The organism is uncultured Sneathiella sp. (assembly GCF_963976355.1).
Classification (GTDB): domain Bacteria; phylum Pseudomonadota; class Alphaproteobacteria; order Sneathiellales; family Sneathiellaceae; genus Sneathiella.
On record NZ_CAXBKA010000001.1, the window covers coordinates 735,710 to 754,598 of the forward strand.

The window sequence follows — 18,889 nt, forward strand, 5'->3', positions numbered from 1 at the left end:
GAGGTAGCTTTCTCAAATTCGATAAATCATCTCTCAAGATCAGGACTGTCGTGTGACGGTCCTGATCTCTTTTGATCGCGAAGTTTCTGCAATCTCTCTTGAGCTGAAAGCGGCCGCTTTTTTGGCTGCGGCTTCACTTCTTTCAATTGATCAAAGCGGGGTCTGGCCTGCGGACGCTGGTTCTCACGGCGCATGGTATCCAAACGCTCATAGGCGCTTTTGGCTTTGGGTGCTTCACCACGCTTCATCAGGCGGTAGTTTGCCGCATCGAAATACAGTTCGCGAAGAGCTTGCGCGTGTTTTGAACGGGCGGCTTTGATGTCGGCCTGAAGGGCGCGGCGCTCGCGCATTTGCGCATTGATCGTCATCTGGCGTTGGTCCTGATCACGCCGGAACGCCCACATCGCTTCGAGCTGGTTTTGCTTTTCAAGCTGGGCGCGTTTGCCAGTCATTCTGTCCCAAAGCCCCTTCATGCCTTTGCGGAAGCGTTCGGCGCGCAACTTTGCTTCAGTTTCAAACCGCGCTTTTTGTCCAGCATCGAGCTTGGCGCGCTCTTGAGCATGAGCTTTGACCATCTCCAAGCGACGCGCCTCCAATGTCTGGAATTCTTCTTTCGCCTTATCACGAGCCTCCTTAAGGTGAGACTTCATGCGCGGCAGAATATCTTGGGCAATACGCTTGCGCGTTTCTGCGGTGCTCGGTAGGGTTTCCGGCTTACCCAGCCTTGCCTGAAGATCCTTGTATTTTCTTCCGGTCGCCCGCGCAATCGAGATCACTTCCCCCTCAAACGTCATGGCGACGTGTCCGCGCCGGTCGCCACGGGCGAGATACAGACCCCGCTCTTCCAAAGCATGAGAGAATGTTGTCTTTGAGTCTGATATAGCCCAGGCTTCCTGGATATGTTCCTTGAGTTCTCCAGCATGTTGGCCAATGCGGTTCGCTTGCTGCCATTCAGCAAGTGAGAAGTTCCGGGGATCACGCTCTTTGGCACTCACAAGGCCGCGCGGCATCTTCCAGCCATTATCCAGATACAATTGGCGGGAAACTTCCTGTAGTTTGTTTTTATAGAACGACAATGATTTTGCCGTCATGGTCTCCGCATCAATACGGCTCCACACAGCATGCGCATGGCGGCGACCTTCCTTCTCATGAAAGATAATGACGCGAGGTTGCCCGGTAAGGCCGTTCCGCTCTTCTATTGAGCGAATGGCTTGTTCAAATGTTTCAATACGGACATTTTCCGTTTGTGGCGGGTTCAGAGAAACAGAAAACAGATATTGTCTGCATTTCGTGCCCTTGGCGACAGCTTCCGCTTCTCGCAATGCCCCAATCACATCATCGGAGACAAACCCGCGAATATCGTGCAACTCAACATGTTCGTTTTCTTCTGTCTTGAGAAGATGCGCTCCAAGTTGTTTCGCTCCGCCTCGTTGTGATCCTTTCAAGATCATGACGGCTCCGTATCGGTTCGATGACCAAGAGCGCGTAAGAGCTCTCGTCGCATCAGGGCCACATCGGCGCAAGCGCGGCGGATATCCCGTTCGGTTTCCGGTAAAACCGGCAAAGTCCCGATATGGGCAGATTTGGCGAGCTGGTTAAGGTTGTTTGCAAGTCTCGATTGGCCAAGAATAGCCAATACATGAGCAAGCTTCTGTTCATCCTTGATAGGTCTGCGTTGTCGGGAACGGGCCCGGCGACCTTTGAGCCCTTTGCCATCAAATACTTTCTTCTTGATGTAAGAGCCCAGCGGCATATCTCCGGCAAGCTCTTCCAGGCGGGCGCGTTCTTCAAAAGTCAGTCTGAGAGAAAAAGGAGGAGCTTTCTTTGTCATGTAGCCACCCCGCAAATGCCCATATCGGGATCATTTGCAGGGTTGAAGAGGGCTGTAAGTACCTGATTCCATTGCATAAGAAGTTCGAACAAGGCGTTCGAATTTTCCTCGCTTAGGTGCACCATTTTTCCCTTATATATCAATGATTTATCAATTTATGCGGGAATTTAAACCTAAAATACTTGTTGCACATTTGCTGCACATATTTCTGTCGAGTCAATGTATTTTCCAGCAAAAATTTTTTGCAAAATGAAAAATATTTGTTTAAAAACAATGACTTGAAAGATAATTATTTTCGCATGAAATTTGCCTTTTGATGCTCCGATTGAGTATATCATCCTATACAATTTTGCCCAAAAATACTCGTATTTAGTGTATTTAAAAATTTATAAAATATAATAAGGAGCCAACATAGAGAAAATTTAACATCCCTTTGCAAAGGAAAGGTGAATATTTATACCCGTTCAGATACTTGTAAAAAGTCTTGGCAGGCAAGGGGCAGGTATTTTGAAGGAACTGGCTACTATGTAAAGAGCCTGAAAATAGAAGACAAACAGGAAGCTCTAGAGGCCGCTGAAGAATGGTATCGTGACTTAAAATATAAATACGACCATAACCTTGTCGTTAGAAAGCGTACGGTTACACAGCTCTGCAATATATATGTCGCCAAGCTACAATCAGACATTGGCACTGGTATCATCCCCCAACAACGGTTGGACGATTACAAACCCCTTGTAGAAACCTATATCAAGCCCTTTTTTGGTCAGCGTCATATAGACAGCCTTAAGCAACAGGATATTGAAGATTTCAAAGTATGGTGTCTGGTCTATTGGGTATCAGGACCAGGGTCAAAAATACGAGGTTGGACCTATTGCAGAAATGGCAAGCTGATCAAGAACCCTGCAGCAAGATCAACTAAACAGGCGTTGTCACATTAACTTGCGAAAGTCGCAGAGAAACCTCATAAAAAATGTTTAGGCAGTTGCGCTTGCGGTTGCCCAAATGCTAAATGCTTTAGCACGGCTTGGCTTTAGATGAGATCGGTTTATGAGGTGACGTTGAAGATGAAAGTTATTGTAAGCCACTGAATGGATATTGAGAAATCTTTGGGCTGAACCTGGTGACTTGAACCTCTGCATTTTTCGCTCTCGTCGTCTCACGGGAAGGTGCGAGTTCTCAGCTCGATTGTTAGACCGTTTGTCATCAATATGTTCCGCAGTTATGCCTAATATCCGAAATGCCTTATGATAAGATTTCAGTTTATCTGTTACGATTTGGGTTGGCGCAAACCCTCGCTTCTTCAATAATTTATGCATCAGCTTCAAGGCAGCGTTTGTATTTCGCTTTGATTGTACGAGGAAATCCAGAATCTCTCCTTCACTGTCAACGGCGCGTCATAAGTAATACTGTTTTCCTCGGATAGCGATGACCATTTCATCCAAATGCCAGATGTCATTGGGAGTAGGGCGGGAAGATCTCAGATTTTTGGCTATTGGCTCGCCAAACTTCAGAAACCATCGTCGGACAGTTTCGTAAGAGATATCCAGGCCTCGTTCGGCGAGGAGATCTTCTACGTCCCGATAACTCAATGTAAATCGAGCATAAAGCCAAACTGCATGTTGAATAATCTCAGAGGGAAAGCGATGCCGGGAATAGGAGATCTTTTGCATCGGTGGAGATTAGAACATCGTCAATTTTCTCGCCACTAAATTAATGTGACAATATCGGATCGTCCCACTTCGATTTTCTGCGGAGTTTGCACAGTTTGCTGCAGTCTAAGTTTTAAATGTGCTGTTGAGAGCGCTTGCCGCATTCGTAAGTAGCCGAACATCAACGCCACAGGCTACGAACTGATATCCCCAGTCTAGATACCGCTTCGCCTCATCTACTGACGGCGCAAGAATTCCTGGAGCCTTCCCTGCTTTCTTAATGGCTCCGACCGCGCCCTGAATAGCATTTTGGACAGGAGGTGCGGATGGGTTGCCCAAGAACCCCATCGAGGCGGCAAGATCCGAGGGGCCGACAAACACGCCATCGACCCCTGAAACAGACGCAATCGCCGGAAGAGCTTCAATTGCTTGCGTGGTTTCAATTTGTACCAAAATGCAAATATCGTTGTTTGCGGTCGAGAAGTAGGATTTGTCAAAACCGTACTTGCTCGCGCGTGTAGCACCCGCGACTCCCCTGACACCTTCGGGGGGGTACCGGCAGCTCGATACGGCTTGCTTTGCCTCGTCCGCAGTCTGAACAAAGGGCAGAAGAAGATTTTGCGCACCAATATCAATCGTACGCTTAATCAGCGTTTGATCGTTCCAGGCGGGTCGGACCGCCAGACTGGTATTGGTACCACTGGCCGCACGCAGCAACGGTGCAAGCCCAGAAACTTCAACCGGGCTATGCTCCGAATCGAACAACAGCCAGTCAAACCCAACAAGACTCAACGCTTCTGCAGCGATCTCGCTGCACAACGAGCACCAGAGCCCAATTTGCACGTCCCCGCGATGCAGTGACATCTTAAAGTTGTTCGTTGTATTAATCATGCCAACCTACGTGAACTGAACCGACACATTCCCAAGCTCACCGAAATCAGCGTGCAAGGTATCGCCCTTCGCCGCCCACACCGGTCGTGTGAATGAGCCTGACAACATCATGTGATCAGGCTTCAAAGTAACCTCGAAAGGCGCCAACTTGTTGGCAAGCCAGGCGACAGCCATCGCAGGATGCCCCAAGACACCAGACGCGAGCCCTGTTTCTTCAATTACAGAGTTGCGGTAGAACGCGGCTCCGACCCATCGCAAGTCGAACTCGTCGGGTTTCACCGGGCGCCCCCCCAGAACAATTTTCGCGGCAGCGCCGTTATCTGCAACGGTGTCGAAGATTGAGCGCGGGTTTTGTACGCGGGCGTCAATGATCTCGATCGACGGCACAACGTAATCCGTCGCCCTAAGGACGTCCACCAGCCCCACTCCGGGGCCCTTTAGCGGCGCCTTCAAAATGAAGGTTAGTTCAGGTTCCACTCGTGGAATACAGAAGTCTTCCCATTTCACCTCTGCACCATCCGCCAAAATCATATCATCAAACAAATACCCGTAGTCTGGTTCATCAATCTGGCTGGATGCTTGCATCGCTTTCGATGTTAGGCCGATCTTGTGCCCGACTACTTTCGCGCCTGTCGCTATTCTCTCGTCCGCAAGCATTGATGAAATTGCGTAGGAGTCAGCGATCTCGATCTCCGGAAAGGTTTTCGAGAGTTGCACGCACGGGACTTTGCTAGCCTGCGCATCTCTAAGCATTTTGACCGCACTAGCTCTCTGTTCGTCCGTAAGCACTGTCCAAATCCTCCTGCGTAAATCTCGAAACGAAGCAAAGCGTTTCTCTTATTTTCGATTTTTTATTATATTTTCGAAATTATAAATGTGTCAATCATTTTCACGTTTTTCGAATTTACTCGAGGCAGGCGCGAAGACTATAATCGCAGCCGCACTCAAAGGTTTGCCACAAACACGCAGGATCAAAATTGGAAGCCAAGACTCTATCGGAACACGCTTACAACCTAATTCGCGAGGAAATAGTTTCTGGCGCAATGGCACCAGGGATGCGGTTGCGCGGTCAGATCCTTCAGCAACGGTATGGATTGAGTGCAGCCCCGATAAGGGAAGCTTTAGCGCGGCTCGCGAGTGATAAGCTAGTCAAACAAGAAGGACAGAAAGGATTTCGCGTCGTTCCTCTTTCCCTCAAGGACGCCAAGGATATTGGGGATCTTCGTAGACTCTTGGAAGTAGAGGCTTTAAAGGCTTCAATTGCCAAAGGTAAGGAAGAGTGGGAAGACCGTGTTATCACGACTTTCCATCGGCTAGAACTTGCTGAAGGTGCCAAGTCTTCTGAAGGTGACTATTTCACCGCACTCGAGCACAGGAATAGGCTGTTTCACGACGCTTTGGTTAGTGCATGTGACTCGGAGTGGCTTACTGACATGAGATCTCTCGTCTTTGATCACCACGAAAGATACCGTCGTCTGTCACGCATCCAAACTCGTAAATCAAGAAAGTCTATCGAAGAACACCGAGCACTTATGAATGCCTCCCTATCGCGGGATGTCGATACGGCGGCAGCCCTGATCGAAGTTCACCTTAGGCGAACAACTGATGCAGTGGAAAAACATCTCTCTGAACAAGAGGCCAACGACGCCGCAAGTTCACGAACCATTCCTTGCGAGAGTTAGCGGTTTGAGCACATCGTCGGCCTCCTGCATTCGGCAGGCCGTCTTCGGTCTCCGACTTGCCGAAGCTTAGCTCTCCAATCTCTTGTAATTTGGGACAGGCGCCGAATTCGTATAGCGCTTCGATGAAGACACTCGGTTGATCTTGTAGCTTACACCAGTCCGGAAAACAAAACACACAACACGAGCACGGCTAAGAACACAGTTTCAACGATCACAAGCCCTATCGCTTTTGCGCCAATCCCTCGAAGAGCCTTAAGCGGTGTTTTCATTCCAATGGCGGCGATCGAAATCACAAGGCACCAACGAGCTGTGTCGAGAAGAACCTCGTTGATATCAGTGTTGTGGAATAGCGTGTTTCCCAAAGCCACTGAAATCACGAATCCAATTACAAACAGTGGAACCGATGGCAGCTTTCTCGCTCCGCCGCCTGATACCGGGAAAAACAAGAGCGGCACGAGCACAACAACGGGAATCAGCATGGAAACACGCAGTAGCTTAACGATCGTCGATGTGTCACCGGCCTCTTCGGACACGCTGTATCCTGCACCGACTACTTGCGCGACATCATGGATGGTCGCCCCGAAAAACACGCCCGCATAGAAGCCGTCGAAGTTAAACAGAGACGCGAGGATGGGATAGACAATCATGGCCACGGTGCTGAGCGTCGTAACTAGGACAACAGTAAACGCGGTATCACGCTCCGCCATTTTCGATTTGGGTAAGACAGAGGATATCGCTAAGGCCGCTGAAGCTCCGCAAATTGCAACGGCCCCCGCCGTCAACACTCCTAACCGATGATCATAGCCAAACAACCGCGAAAACAGCAGTCCTGCCAGGATGGTCATGAACACCGCACCAAGCACAAGACAGATGACCGGCCAACCGATCAGGGCGAGTTCTTCATACGAAATTCCAAATCCCAAGAAAGCGACACCAAACTTAAGCACCCATGACGAAGTAAATTGGATACCGGATCTGCATACTCCCTCTTCGTACAGAAAGTACATCGCCATGCCGAGTAACAAGGCAAACAGCATTACCGGTGCACCATAGTGATCGGCGAGAAATTGAGATGCTACAGCAACCACCGTGGCGGCGAAGAGACCGGGCAGCCGGATCTTGATGCCCACCTTCCATGCAAAAAACGCGTTGCTGATATCGGAGGTCCGAACGGCTGAAATGTACTTGCGGGCCATATCTGTTAACCTTGATGTTTGTCAACGACCATCATTACCACCAATGCATGCAAGACAGTTGTCCCCACGTGCGGCGGGTTCTGTCGGAATACTTCGATTGGCTAGGAAGCACGTGAACGAGTCGCTATAGTTCGTTCTCGGCTAGAAATTCCGTTACGGCACTTTTCAATGCGACCGGATTATCACCCGCGATATGATGGGATGCTTGGATCTCAACCAACTTTATCCCTCGCAACCTCTCTCGAACGTCTGAGGCAATTTTCGAAGAAACCATATCTGACTCGGTCCCTCGAAGCATCAGCATGGGACACTGAACCTCAGCGTAGATCTCCCACATATCAACCGGCGGCTTAGGACGAATTCCGGTTTCATGTATCTTCTTGAATTTCTCGTGGAATAGCGGATCTCTCTTTACTGCAAATCCACCCGGCACCGACTTAAGGTATGCTTCGAAGCGAGGGCGTTCCCTTAGACTTTCTGACGTATGCGGATCAATCGAATAATATTCCATCGCTTCTTCAATTGAAGTGAAGCACTGCGGGGTCATCCCAACAATTTCCGCAACGCGGGCCGAACCCTCCGGAGCTTGGGCTGGGGCAGAGTCAACCGAGATTGCAGCACTCACTCGATTTGGATTTTTCGCTGCACAATACGTCGTATACCTTCCTCCCAGGGAGTGTCCCAAAAGAATCGCATCACTCCAATTAAAATGATCTAGAACACTAACAATGTCCGCTGAATTCTCTTTAATTGAATAACTTCCATCCTTACTCCAATCAGACTCGCCAAATCCTCGCATATCTATCGCTACGACTTCTCGCTCCGAAGACAGCATTTCAGCGACCTCAATCCAATCATATGAGAAGTAAGACAACCCGTGTACAATTACGATCGGTGTCTTCCCGAGCTGACCAAAGAGTCTGCAATGGATTTTCAGATCCCCACTTTGAGCAAATGACGATGTATGGGTTAGTTTAGACATGTTCACCCCTCCGCTCGGTGCTGGGGATAAGCTGTCATGATCGCCATACCAGTCATCCATTCGGGAACGACCTCATGATACAAAAGGTCCGCGGAGTACGTACCCGCGGCGCCCTCTAGCGCAGCGAATGCGGCCAGCCAGGCCTTGATTTCTTGACCACCCCTTCCTCCATTTGCCGTTATCCAATCGTCGTCAAGGGCGTCGGCATAGGTCAGCATTTGTCGCTGCAGAATTGCCAAGACACCTTTATCCCAATCCACATTGGGAGGAAGGCACGGTTCTTCTCCATCGGCCAATGCATTGGCCGCAGAGATGATCCGCTGTTGGCGGGCGCGTTCTTGATCCCGCCCCCATGGTGCGCGTCCAAGCATTATGTCTTTAACTGAATCCGGCAGATCATTGAACGCTGGATGAGGCGGATCATGCGAGATGCCTCCCGATCCAATAAAGAGAACATCAAGATCTCTTTCTCCAAAGAACTTGCCGACGGCTTTCCCAAGCATGCGACAGCGTCTGGCTGAGGGTAATGGTGGGGCCACGCAGTTGATGAACACTGGAATCACAGGGATAGAAGCAAAACCATCCATTAATAATTCCAGCGGAATTGTGATGCCGTGGTCGACTTGCATTTCTCGCGACATTGCGACGTCAAAATCTCGCCCTCGAAGATCCTTGATCAGGTTCAGGGCCAGGTCTTCGGGCACATCCAGCTTCTCGACGTGGATGTCCCAATCAGACATAGAAGTCGCCGCTGTTCCAATGCAGAACGGCGGCATCATATTCCACCTAAACCCATTGAAATGATCGGGTCCAAAGACAATGATCACGTCCGGCGGATTTGAATGAAGCTGTTGTTTCAGGGTGTCAGTGGTCTGGAAGAACTCATGGCCCAAGTGATCTCTGGGCTCTAGCTTTCTCATCAACGGACTGTGTGACATGCAGATTAGTCTCATTATGAATGGTACTCCCTGAGTAGGAATTATTGGGCTAGGCGGTTGATCCAGAAGGCAGGCATCGCGCAACAGCAAGTTGAGCAGCCAAGGTCGCGTTGCTGAGTAACAAGGCTCGGCTCGCTTTTCTAAGAACACCGCCCAGTGAGTCTTCAAGCCGTGCAACAATCCTTGGCGTGAGATCCCGACCAAGTGCTTGCGACTCGGATACCTCTCGCTCTACTTCTTCGATGAGTGGCGCGAGTATCGAGTTCGCGATTTCGGCACCTTTCGGGACAGGATTTGCCACTAAAAGCGCCGATCCTGACCCAAGCAGATCTTGTGTGCTTGCGCATCTTGCAAGTTCCGCAAGATTGTCAGAACGGCTCCGAAGTCGAATGCTACCTGGCGAACTCCAGTAGGTTGGAAGATAGTTGGTCTGCCATCCCACCAAACTGACGCACAGCGCCTCCAGCATTTCCAAGGTGTTTGGGATATCAAGAAACGGTTTTACACCACTGCAGACCACACACCCGGAATACCGACTAAACAAGAAGATGTCGGAAGAAACATCGAGCAGTTCCTTGGGTAATCGATGCACGCCACCAATCGCACCGACTGCAACGGTGCCAATTCCAACCTTGCTTGCTAACATGTGTGTAGCTCCCGCAGTCGGTGCAGCAAATCCGTCGAAACTTGAAAGTGTGTGAAGATCCGTGGCCTGAAATTTCTTAGGACGACCAGAGCGTATGAGCTCGTCAATCTGCGCAGAGGATAGTCCAATCCGAACCTGTTCATCCACGACGACAATTGGTGCAGGAATTGCGCCACCCTCGACGATCGCAGCTTCCAACTCACGAGCGATGTGAATCTTCCTAGTTGAGGCCTCTTCTTTAGGCCATTCGAACGCAACCACAGGCGCGCTTTTCCTGATCGCAGCATCAACGTCGGGTGATATCCGAATTCTTTCAGTTCTTCTAGCTGGCAGTTTCATTGTCCGTTTGACGCTTGGATGATGTTGCTTAGTACACCGAACGCGCAGGAGATCAGATAGAATCAATCCCCCACGCGTATCGGTGCGCATATCACATCGACAGAATCTGACGATCCCAATCGGTGTGGTACTCCTCTACTGGTTTCGGAAGCAGAGGGTATTCGCCCTGAAGCATTTCCTTGATCGTCGGATCTGCCTGGAATCCGACATCCTCCAGGGCCGGGAGCGTGAACCGCTGAGTTGGCTCAACGAAGTAGTCGTTGATGACGTCTTCAATTCCGTCGACAGGTTCAATGATTCCTCCGGCAACCTGGAGTTCATACAGATGCCAAACGTTGGCCATGACCGGTAAACCGTTCCGTGTCCAGTATGCGGTTCGAACACTTGGGCCAACATCCTCTGGAATGCTGAGGAAGGAGTTGGACGCCGAACGTGCTTCTGCCAGGTTATCGTTGTTCCAGCGATGACCGTTGATTGCTCCTTTAACCAGTTTTTGAACCATTTCCGGATTTTCATCCGCGAAATCTCGGTGGACCGCGAGTGTCGTGAAACCAATGTATGGGGCGAAATCCGTTGTATTCGCTACTGTACGAGCGCCAAATCGGACTTCAGCCACAGCATCCGCCGGCGGGAACGGATAAATTGCGTCTACCTGCCCCTGCGTCAGCACCTGCGCCATGTTGGGATAAGGAATAGGTACGAGATCGATATCGGACTTGGCGAGACCAAACTTCTGCTCGGCTGCGCCAAGAGCTGCGTCGGGCATCGTTCCACGCTGGTTGATCGCAAGGGTTTTTCCTCTGAGATCGGCAAACTCCTGAATAGGGGAGTCTTCCAGCACCATAATCCGATCGAGCGGATGGTCTGGCGACATCACGCTCGCAAGTGTCACATAGTAAAATGGAAGTCCGCGAATGGCGGCAATGATTGCAGGCCCAACGCCAATGTCACCAACCGGAACAGATCCCGTTGCCAACGCTTGAAGAATTGCGGGGCCGCCGGCGGCCCGGAACAGCGACGCATTCACTCCTGCATCGCGCCAAAATCCGATCCTTTCTTCATACACAGGAAGCATCACATTGACCGGCAGATATCCGATCTGCACTTCATCCGATGCATGAGCGGTTCCGCGGAGTATGCCAGGCGCAGCCCCGGAAAAAACTGCAGCTCCTGCTACTGTTCCTGCAGCATTTTTAATAAAACTCCGCCGGGTACTTCCATTCGTGTTTGCTTTACTTCTAATTGACATTGTACGCCTCCCTTCTTTGGTGTTGACGACCAACACCCTTCAATCTTATTGGACTAGACTGGGATATGCGGGCCGTGCGTTAGGCGGCGTGTATCCAGGACGGCTTCTCGTTTTAGAAACCGTGCCGTTTCTCCCTGCACACTAATCTTGTCGTTGTATAAGCCGACCGCATAAAGACTCGTAACACCGTTAACCTCGGTGTGGTAAACAGCCACAGCACTTTCAACATCGTGACGATCATCGTCAGAGCCTAAGACGCGTACCATGCTTACATGGCGTCGAAGCGTCCCGGTGTATCTCTCATGATTATCGGCATTGCTGACGGCATGTGCCATGCCTTCCTTGTCTTTGTGCCACCAGACCATCTCTGTTCCGAGCTCATCGCTGAACGTCGAAATCGTGTAGGTGAATTCAGGCTCGCAAAGCTCGAGAAAGTCGTCAAAGTTTTCATCGTCAATCAGACGAGCCGACTTGTAGAGTAGTTCTTCAATCGCGTGTTTTCTCATGCGCTCGATCCTTTTTAACCACGGTTCAGGGGAGCGCTCGCCGGACGTCCCATCAGCCGTTCCCATTCGCGGTAATAACTTCTAAGCCCGATATCATCGTGGGTGAGTCCGTCTTCCTCACGATTCCAGTACGTGTACGGAACTTGTCCGCCATGGACTGCGCGTGCCTGCAGGCTTACAGCAAGAGTATCTTCGGCAAGGTTTGTACCGAATGGCCCCCAAATGACCGTGTAGTCATTGACCCGTTGCGCGCGCTCCGCAGGTGTGTCGCCCTTAACCGCAAGGCCTCGGTACTGAACAAGGGTCTTGTCGGGGGCAAGAGGTATCTGCGAGTCAATTCGGATGACGGTACCTCGCGCGTTAATCGCGAGGTCCGGGTAGAGATTAACGATCTGAAATTCGTTCGGACTAATGCCCGGTAGTGACACGCTTTCGTCACGAGCAGTCCAACCCTTGTATTTGTCGTACCGTGCTTTGTAACGATCGACTCCTGCGTGGCCATTGCGATACACGTGCCACTTGCGTTCGTAGTAGTCATTTTGAGTGAGGCCGGTCTTCCTATTCGCGAGATGCATGAACTCGTGATAGAGATCCATGTTCGTTTCCTGCCAGCTCTTCCAGTTTGTTGGCAACACCTGTTCGTAGAAATCGAACACCTCCATTGGTTTTGTACCAAGGGTCTCACGGTGCATCTCCAAGGCGTCGCCGATAAACTCTTCCAAAGATTCGGCATCATCATTTAGGGTTACGAATACAAGCCCCAGATAGACACCGGTCTTGAACTCCTGCAGACCACAATCCTTCATCTGCAGCCCGGTCTTCTCGAAAGCCTCTCGTCGGGGAATACCGGTACATTCACCCGTCGTAGGATCGTACGTCCAGCGGTGGAAGATGCACTCCAGGGACTTAGCATTTCCGCGCGGCCGCCGTACAATTTCCAAACCACGATGCGAACAGGCATTAATAAAGGTCCGGATCTCGCCGTCCGTTCCGCGGCATATGATCAGCGGCGTACCGGCAAGCGTCGTTGTTCGAAAGTCGTATGGCTCTGGCAGTTCACTTTCGTGACAAACGAACTTCCAGATCTTACTGAAGATCTTTTCCTGCTCTTCATCGAAGATGTCTTGATCCCAGTAAATCCTGTTGTCGATATAGTGCGTATCTGGAACCGGGGGCTTTTTGTGATACTCATCGGTGTTTCTAGACATCTCTTTACCCTCTTTAGTTAGATTACTCGGTGGCTTTCCGAGGTCCTATTTGAGACGGAAGCCTTCAAACGATGTTTAAGACGCGGAGACCTATTGCTCCCGGTACTCCTGGTGCCACGGAACCAGCATCCTGCGGAACCAACGCAGGGCGCGATCCGTTAAGAACCCAAGCACCCCAATCACAATGATGCCTGCGAAGACGCGTTCTACGTTGAACGTCTGCTGTGCCTCTAGGACCATGTAGCCCATGCCTGTCGTCGCACCGACCATCTCGCTCGCAATAATCACGATCAGAGCGATTCCCCAAGCAACGCGTATACCGGTCAATATGTCCGGAAGACTGCTAGGCAAGACGATATAACGGATGACCTCCCACTTGTTGGACCCAAGTGAGTGCCCGGCCCTGATTAGGGCTGCGTCCCCACCCTTTACACCAGCATAGGTGTTCAGAATGATTGGGAAGGAGCACGATAGTGCGATCAGGAATACTTTCGACGCATCGCCGATCCCGAACCACAGAATTGCTAACGGGAAGATGGCCAATGGTGAGACCGGCCGCACGAGCTCGACTAGAGGATCAACAAAGTCTTCAATAATCCGTATCCGTGCCATTAGCACGCCCAGGGTCACTGAAATGACAATCGCGATGCCAAAACCGAGAAACACTCGCCGCATGCTCGACCAAAGTGCCTCAAACAATTGAGCTGACACGATCAACCGATAAAGCTCTGCAAAGACCTCTGTCGGTGGCGGAACTAGAAGTGGATCCAATAGAAATGCGGATCGGCTCGCGAACTCCCACAGAAGCAGGACTATAATGGGAGAGCTGATTTTTCTGATCTTGCTGTTCATTTTTTACAACTTCACATCAAGTAGGGTTGCGATTTTCCGCGCTATCTCGATCACTTCTTTGCTGTCGCGATGCCTCGGCCTTGGAAGATCGATGTCGATGATTTCTTGCACACTTGCAGGTCTGTTTGAGAAAACCACGACACGATCAGACAATATGACGGCTTCGATCATGTCGTGGGTTACAAACAGAATTGTCTTCTGCGTCTCTTCCCAAATCTTCAGCGTCTCCCTCTGAAGAGCGATACGGGTTAGAGCATCCAAAGCTCCAAATGGTTCGTCCATGAGAAGAATATCGGGATCAACCGCCAATGCTCTTGCGATTTCAACGCGTTGTCGCATACCTCCCGAAAGCTCGAACGGATAGTGTTTGTCGAAACCGGTCAACCCAACGAGATTAATCAGCTGCGAAACTCGCAGGTCCACGTCCGGAAAACGGCCCCTGTTGGACTCAAGATTCATTCCGTAAGCGATATTTTCGCGAACCGAGTACCAGGGAAAAAGCGTCGGGCTTTGAAACACCATTACTCGATCGGGGCCCGGCCCAGACACATCATGGGAGTTTACCTTTAGCAGCCCGTCGGTTGGCTCATTGTAGCCAGCAAGCAAAGAAAGAAGCGTGCTTTTGCCGCAACCACTCGGCCCGATAAGAGATACAAACTCTCCTTCCTTTATGTGCAAATTTACTTCATCAAGGACTTGAACCGATGGACGCTTCCCACCTCCTGGAAATGTCAAGCTGACATCTTCGATCCAAATGCCCTTATCTCTATTTTTCTGTGGTTCGGTCACCGCACAATCTCCATACAGGAAAATGCACGAAGCCCACCGTCCCTAGTCTCCGGGTTTCGAGCGCACTCGGCGGGGTGAGGATTAACCGTCAACCTCACGGGAAAATTCATCCTCATGTTATTCGCCATCCCTACGATTTGTTATATTTCGACCATTATAGTTAGGACTTTATATTAGGTATAATCATAAATAGTGATATTGTTATGCCGTAACAACATAACACGTGGGGATGCACATATGGAGAGGATTGACCCTATTCTCAGCTTAGGGATGAGGCTCCGAGTAAAACACTTCATGTTACTCGCCGCGCTCGGCGATTCTCGCCGAATTCTTAGGGCCGCTGAGATTCTGAACATGACCCAACCTGCGGCCACACGGCTCCTTCAGGAGATCGAGGACGCATTCGACACGAAGCTATTCGATCGGTCGCGACGCGGCGTAGTTCCGACAGACGCAGGCAGGGCATTGATCATGCGCGCTACGATCATCTTGCATGACTTGACTGCCGCCAAGGAAGAACTCTCACTACTGGCGAACCATCCTGGCGGGATCGTATCCGTTGGCGCTTTTGCGGTGGCGACACCTGTTCTGTTGCCATTGGCACTCATTGAAGTACGTAGCCGCTATCAGGACATCCTTGTGACAGTTCAAGAAGGCAGCAACGACTCGCTGTTACCAGCCCTCTCCAGAGGAGAGATCGATTGCGTAATCGGGAGAATGACAGAAACAATCCCCGATACATTGACCTGGCAGACACTTTACTTTGAGCCGGTAAGGGTCGTTTGCGGTCCGCAAAACCGGTTGTTGGATAATCCGAGTGTCTCAATTAATGATGTGGCTGACCATTCTTGGATTATGCCTCACACGGCACACCCCTTCCGCCAACAGTTAGAGGCCCGATTTACCGTTTCGGGGAAAGCGAAGCCTCAGGTGATACTGGAATCGGAGTCGCTTTTTCTCAATGCCTCGCTCCTACGGCAAACAGATGCCTTGGCCCTCATGCCGTTAACTGCGGCCGAGCACCTTGCGTCTCTTGGTTCCATCGGGCTGCTCAATCTCGAGTTTGGCACGACGGAAGCGCCAGTCGGGGTCTTTAAGCGCAGAGGCGTTGAGGCGACCCGACCGCTTTCGTGCTTCATAGAGGCTTTGGAGAACGCCGCAAGCGAAGTCAATGGCACCTACAACATGAAAAACTATCGCGATGTTTGAATGAGCCTTCACCGCCAGCGCAGAATTGTCTAGCGATGCCGCTCACGCGAGAAGCTTTTGAAGCTTCACTCCTGGATCAGACAAACGTTCTGAATGCACTGGAATCGAGTTTTGGATCAGCCGCTTTGTAATCTTAATGTCCCGGGCTGCATCAATAGCGAATGCTCCCTTTACGATTCCGTCATCCAGGAAAAACCGAACCGAACCTGAAGCCCCGATTGGCCCACGATCGACTTGCTCGAGGCGATCATCCGGAAATCCAATGACCTGAATATTCTTGTCGAATTGGTCTGACCAGAACCAAGGCACACAATTATACGGGGTAGAGATTCCACAAATCGTTTGCGCGACGGAGATTGCCTGATTTTGAGCATTCTCCCACGACTCAAGCCTGATATTGCCACCAAAATAGCTGTTAGGGTGTCTGGCTACATCCCCGGCCGCAAAGATGTTTTTGTCCGAACTACATCCAAGTTCGTTTACGATTATTCCATCATCGACGTGCAAGCCCGACATCTTTGCAATCTTCGTGTTGGGTTCGATTCCTATCCCAACGACAACAGCATTCGCTTCAAGCGTCACGCCGTTTGAAAGTCGCAATCCAGAAACCTTCTCAACACCGATCAAGCCGGCGGCTTTGGATGAAAGCAATACACTGACGCCGTTTTCCGCGTGTAGTTCCAACAAGAACTCAGAAAGAGCGGTCGGTGCGGCCCTTGAACACAACCGGTCGCTAGCCTCAACCACCGTTACAGCAACTCCCAACTTCGTTGCCGATGCAGCTACTTCGAGACCGATCCAACCGCCACCTACTACAACTATTGGCCCTCCGTTTTCGAGGCTCATCCTGATCTTAGATGCGTCACTGATGTCGCGCAGCACATCCACATTCTCAAGATCCGATCCGGGAACATTCAACCTCCGAGGAGTTCCTCCCGTTGTCAGTACAAGTTTTCCGTATTGAAGCGCTTCCCCTGACTCCAAATAAACAACCTGCTTTTCGCGCCAAACGTCAATTACCTCGGCACCTAATCGAAGATCGACCTCTAGCTCATCAAAGTGCTTCTGATCCCATATATATGTCGAATTCGCTTCGGCTTCTCCAAAGAGAACATCTTTCGAAAGCGGCGGTCTCTCATAAGGTGGGTGCGATTCATTCCCAACAAGCGAGATAGGACCTGGATACCCATTGTCTCTTAAGGCTTTCGCAACCCAGCCCCCGGCTTGGCCGGCTCCGACTATTACTACGCGCTCTTGCTGCGACATCTTCTAAGCTTCTTTGATTGGAGGATTGGGGGAAAGTTGTGGAGGTTTGCCATTCAAACCGTGTTTGCCGGAAGGGCTACGAATATGGCCGTCCCTTCAACAGAAACCTTGTATGTCTTGAGATCCTCAGTGCACGGGGCGCCAACCGCCTTACCGGTCTTCACATCGAATGTTCCAGAGTGCAGTGGGCATTCGATCAGACCGTCCAACATCAAACCATCTGCCAAGGATGCCAATCCGTGAGTACACATCTGATCCGACGCGAACACCTCTCCGTCCATGTGATACAATGCGAGTTCGAGGTCACCGACCTCAACGGCAACGACATCATCATCATTGAAAACACTCATGTCCGCGACATGAGTAAGAACATCCGTCTCCATACCTTCTCCATCAATCGATATTCAGGACTGCAAATGAACCTGCTGATGGGCTTCCTCGCGTGCGCAGTCGAGGTATCGCCAAACACATCATTTGCACTATCATATGATTTTACATATGTCAATTACATCTAAGGCACGCTATATTGATCCTATTGGAGCAATGCATGAACTCATCGGTCCAACAGTGTTCGACGCAAAACAGAAACCGTGTCTAGAATCACTCGTTTCCGTATGAGTCTGTTGAGGGAATAAAGGCGCCAATCGCAGTCAAAGATGAATTTTACTTTCGGGTTCGCGAGACTGAGCCCTCTTGAAATGCCAGTTCTCCGCAATCGCCTTGGACCTAAGAAGGAGGAATTACGATGATACAGAAAGATGCCTCTCTAGAGACATTCATCCCGTTCTGGCTCAATCAACTCACAAGCAAAGTGAATGCTCGGCTAGCAGAGAAGCTTGGTGAAATCGGAATTTCAATTCCCCAATGGCGTGTTTTGTCTATCTTGCACTCATTCGGATCAATGAGCATCGGGAAGGTTTCAGAACTGGCGGTGATAAATCAATCGACGTTGAGCAGAGTCATAGATCAACTTGAGCGAACAGACTTAGTGAGCCGTACACCACTACCTGAGAACAAGCGAGTGATCGAAGTCTCATTGACCGAACTAGGGGAAGACACATTTGCACAGGTCTACCCTGTCGCCTCAGAGCTTCACTTCTTCATGGAAAAGCAACTGACAGAAATCGAACGAGAAGCGTTTTTCAGCATTTCACACAAACTCATTCTCGCGCTCCAAATCCAGAAAAAGGTCTGAAGGTACCAAGGGACATATCCCAGACCGTTCACCTCTGATGCTAGCCTGTCACTCAAACACTCCAAACCTTCACAAGAACGGGAAGGGTCAATGGCATTTGAGTATCTAATTGTAAAGGCTCACGTGGACGGCCGCAGGACTATTACTGCAACCGCTTTCACTCTGGCAACAAGGCGCTGATCGAGATCGAGCTAGAGCCGGACGATGGAGGGGCGGCTGTTTCCATCAAGGTAGAGCGCGACAGTTCCGGGAACAGAACGGTCGCAAGCCCCAGCGGGCATAGCGATCCAGAGAATTTTCTCAATACCCTAAACGAGGCTTTTGCGCTTCTGGACTATCGCACGTTCTCCCGTTTTATAGAGGAGTCACCGCTGGAACGCGGTCGCACGTTCTCTGCCCTTCTTGGTCTTTCCGAATACTCTGATTGTCGTCAGGCGCTGCAGGTCGTCTCTGACACGCGC

19 protein-coding genes and 1 pseudogene are annotated in these 18,889 nt (G+C 50.6%); 4 read left to right on the top strand and 16 right to left on the bottom strand.

Features of this window, described 5'->3' with window-relative positions; translation table 11 throughout:
• Positions 1-26: 26 nt before the first annotated feature.
• A complete protein-coding gene (locus AAC599_RS03580) occupies positions 27-1,451 on the bottom strand; it encodes a relaxase/mobilization nuclease domain-containing protein (protein ID WP_340149027.1) in 1,425 nt (474 codons plus the stop codon).
• Positions 1,448-1,831, bottom strand: a complete 384-nt coding sequence (locus AAC599_RS03585) for a hypothetical protein (protein WP_340149028.1) — start codon at positions 1,829-1,831, stop codon at positions 1,448-1,450. Before AAC599_RS03585 ends, AAC599_RS03580 begins: the two co-directional genes overlap by 4 nt.
• Before the next feature lie 446 nt (positions 1,832-2,277).
• Between AAC599_RS03585 and AAC599_RS03590 the strand changes: the two genes are divergently transcribed.
• Positions 2,278-2,769 (top strand): hypothetical protein, encoded by a 492-nt coding sequence (locus AAC599_RS03590; RefSeq protein WP_340149029.1) that lies wholly within the window; start codon positions 2,278-2,280, stop codon positions 2,767-2,769.
• Positions 2,770-2,805: 36 nt separating this feature from the next.
• Here the strand turns inward: AAC599_RS03590 and AAC599_RS03595 are convergent.
• From AAC599_RS03595 to AAC599_RS03605, 3 genes and pseudogenes are all read right to left on the bottom strand, one after another.
• Positions 2,806-3,501 (bottom strand): annotated as a pseudogene (locus AAC599_RS03595) (IS6 family transposase).
• A 105-nt stretch (positions 3,502-3,606) separates the two neighbouring features.
• Complete coding sequence (locus AAC599_RS03600) at positions 3,607-4,371, bottom strand: aldolase/citrate lyase family protein (RefSeq protein WP_340149030.1); 765 nt, start codon at positions 4,369-4,371, stop codon at positions 3,607-3,609.
• A gap of 6 nt (positions 4,372-4,377) precedes the next feature.
• Positions 4,378-5,088, bottom strand: a complete 711-nt coding sequence (locus AAC599_RS03605; RefSeq protein WP_340149031.1) for a 2-oxopent-4-enoate hydratase — start codon at positions 5,086-5,088, stop codon at positions 4,378-4,380.
• Between the two features lie 260 nt (positions 5,089-5,348).
• Between AAC599_RS03605 and AAC599_RS03610 the strand changes: the two genes are divergently transcribed.
• Positions 5,349-6,053 (top strand): FCD domain-containing protein, encoded by a 705-nt coding sequence (locus AAC599_RS03610; RefSeq protein WP_340149032.1) that lies wholly within the window; start codon positions 5,349-5,351, stop codon positions 6,051-6,053.
• A gap of 149 nt (positions 6,054-6,202) precedes the next feature.
• Here the strand turns inward: AAC599_RS03610 and AAC599_RS03615 are convergent, their stop codons facing one another.
• The 9 genes from AAC599_RS03615 to AAC599_RS03655 all read right to left on the bottom strand — a co-directional run bounded on the left by AAC599_RS03615 (position 6,203) and on the right by AAC599_RS03655 (position 14,758).
• The gene (locus AAC599_RS03615) at positions 6,203-7,249 is read right to left on the bottom strand and encodes a putative sulfate exporter family transporter (RefSeq protein ID WP_340149033.1); all 1,047 of its coding nucleotides are present in this window, start codon (positions 7,247-7,249) and stop codon (positions 6,203-6,205) included.
• Between the two features lie 124 nt (positions 7,250-7,373).
• Positions 7,374-8,231 carry an alpha/beta hydrolase gene (locus AAC599_RS03620; protein WP_340149034.1) on the bottom strand — a complete coding sequence of 286 codons (858 nt, stop codon included), beginning with the start codon at positions 8,229-8,231 and terminating at the stop codon, positions 7,374-7,376.
• A gap of 2 nt (positions 8,232-8,233) precedes the next feature.
• The gene (locus AAC599_RS03625; protein ID WP_340149035.1) at positions 8,234-9,184 is read right to left on the bottom strand and encodes a 3-carboxyethylcatechol 2,3-dioxygenase; all 951 of its coding nucleotides are present in this window, start codon (positions 9,182-9,184) and stop codon (positions 8,234-8,236) included.
• 34 nt (positions 9,185-9,218) lie between these two features.
• A complete protein-coding gene (locus tag AAC599_RS03630; RefSeq protein WP_340149036.1) occupies positions 9,219-10,244 on the bottom strand; it encodes a pseudouridine-5'-phosphate glycosidase in 1,026 nt (341 codons plus the stop codon).
• Position 10,245: 1 nt separating this feature from the next.
• The gene (locus AAC599_RS03635) at positions 10,246-11,403 is read right to left on the bottom strand and encodes an ABC transporter substrate-binding protein (protein ID WP_340149037.1); all 1,158 of its coding nucleotides are present in this window, start codon (positions 11,401-11,403) and stop codon (positions 10,246-10,248) included.
• 53 nt (positions 11,404-11,456) lie between these two features.
• Positions 11,457-11,909 carry an aromatic-ring-hydroxylating dioxygenase subunit beta gene (locus tag AAC599_RS03640; protein WP_340149038.1) on the bottom strand — a complete coding sequence of 151 codons (453 nt, stop codon included), beginning with the start codon at positions 11,907-11,909 and terminating at the stop codon, positions 11,457-11,459.
• 14 nt (positions 11,910-11,923) lie between these two features.
• Entirely contained in the window at positions 11,924-13,117 is a 1,194-nt protein-coding gene (locus tag AAC599_RS03645; RefSeq protein ID WP_340149039.1) for an aromatic ring-hydroxylating dioxygenase subunit alpha, read from the bottom strand.
• Positions 13,118-13,207: 90 nt separating this feature from the next.
• Positions 13,208-13,969: an ABC transporter permease gene (locus AAC599_RS03650; RefSeq protein ID WP_340149040.1), complete on the bottom strand. Its 762-nt coding sequence runs from the start codon at positions 13,967-13,969 to the stop codon at positions 13,208-13,210.
• A 3-nt stretch (positions 13,970-13,972) separates the two neighbouring features.
• Positions 13,973-14,758, bottom strand: a complete 786-nt coding sequence (locus AAC599_RS03655) for an ABC transporter ATP-binding protein (protein ID WP_340149041.1) — start codon at positions 14,756-14,758, stop codon at positions 13,973-13,975.
• Positions 14,759-14,995: 237 nt separating this feature from the next.
• Between AAC599_RS03655 and AAC599_RS03660 the strand changes: the two genes are divergently transcribed.
• Positions 14,996-15,967 (top strand): LysR family transcriptional regulator, encoded by a 972-nt coding sequence (locus tag AAC599_RS03660; protein ID WP_340149042.1) that lies wholly within the window; start codon positions 14,996-14,998, stop codon positions 15,965-15,967.
• A gap of 42 nt (positions 15,968-16,009) precedes the next feature.
• On the opposite strand, the gene AAC599_RS03665 is transcribed toward AAC599_RS03660, so the two are convergent.
• Both AAC599_RS03665 and AAC599_RS03670 read right to left on the bottom strand, forming a co-directional pair.
• Positions 16,010-17,233: an FAD-dependent oxidoreductase gene (locus AAC599_RS03665; protein ID WP_340149043.1), complete on the bottom strand. Its 1,224-nt coding sequence runs from the start codon at positions 17,231-17,233 to the stop codon at positions 16,010-16,012.
• Positions 17,234-17,286: 53 nt separating this feature from the next.
• A complete protein-coding gene (locus AAC599_RS03670; RefSeq protein WP_340149044.1) occupies positions 17,287-17,616 on the bottom strand; it encodes a non-heme iron oxygenase ferredoxin subunit in 330 nt (109 codons plus the stop codon).
• A gap of 362 nt (positions 17,617-17,978) precedes the next feature.
• On the opposite strand from AAC599_RS03670, the gene AAC599_RS03675 reads away from it, so the two are divergent.
• Positions 17,979-18,428 carry a MarR family transcriptional regulator gene (locus AAC599_RS03675; RefSeq protein WP_340149045.1) on the top strand — a complete coding sequence of 150 codons (450 nt, stop codon included), beginning with the start codon at positions 17,979-17,981 and terminating at the stop codon, positions 18,426-18,428.
• Positions 18,429-18,889: the final 461 nt, after the last annotated feature.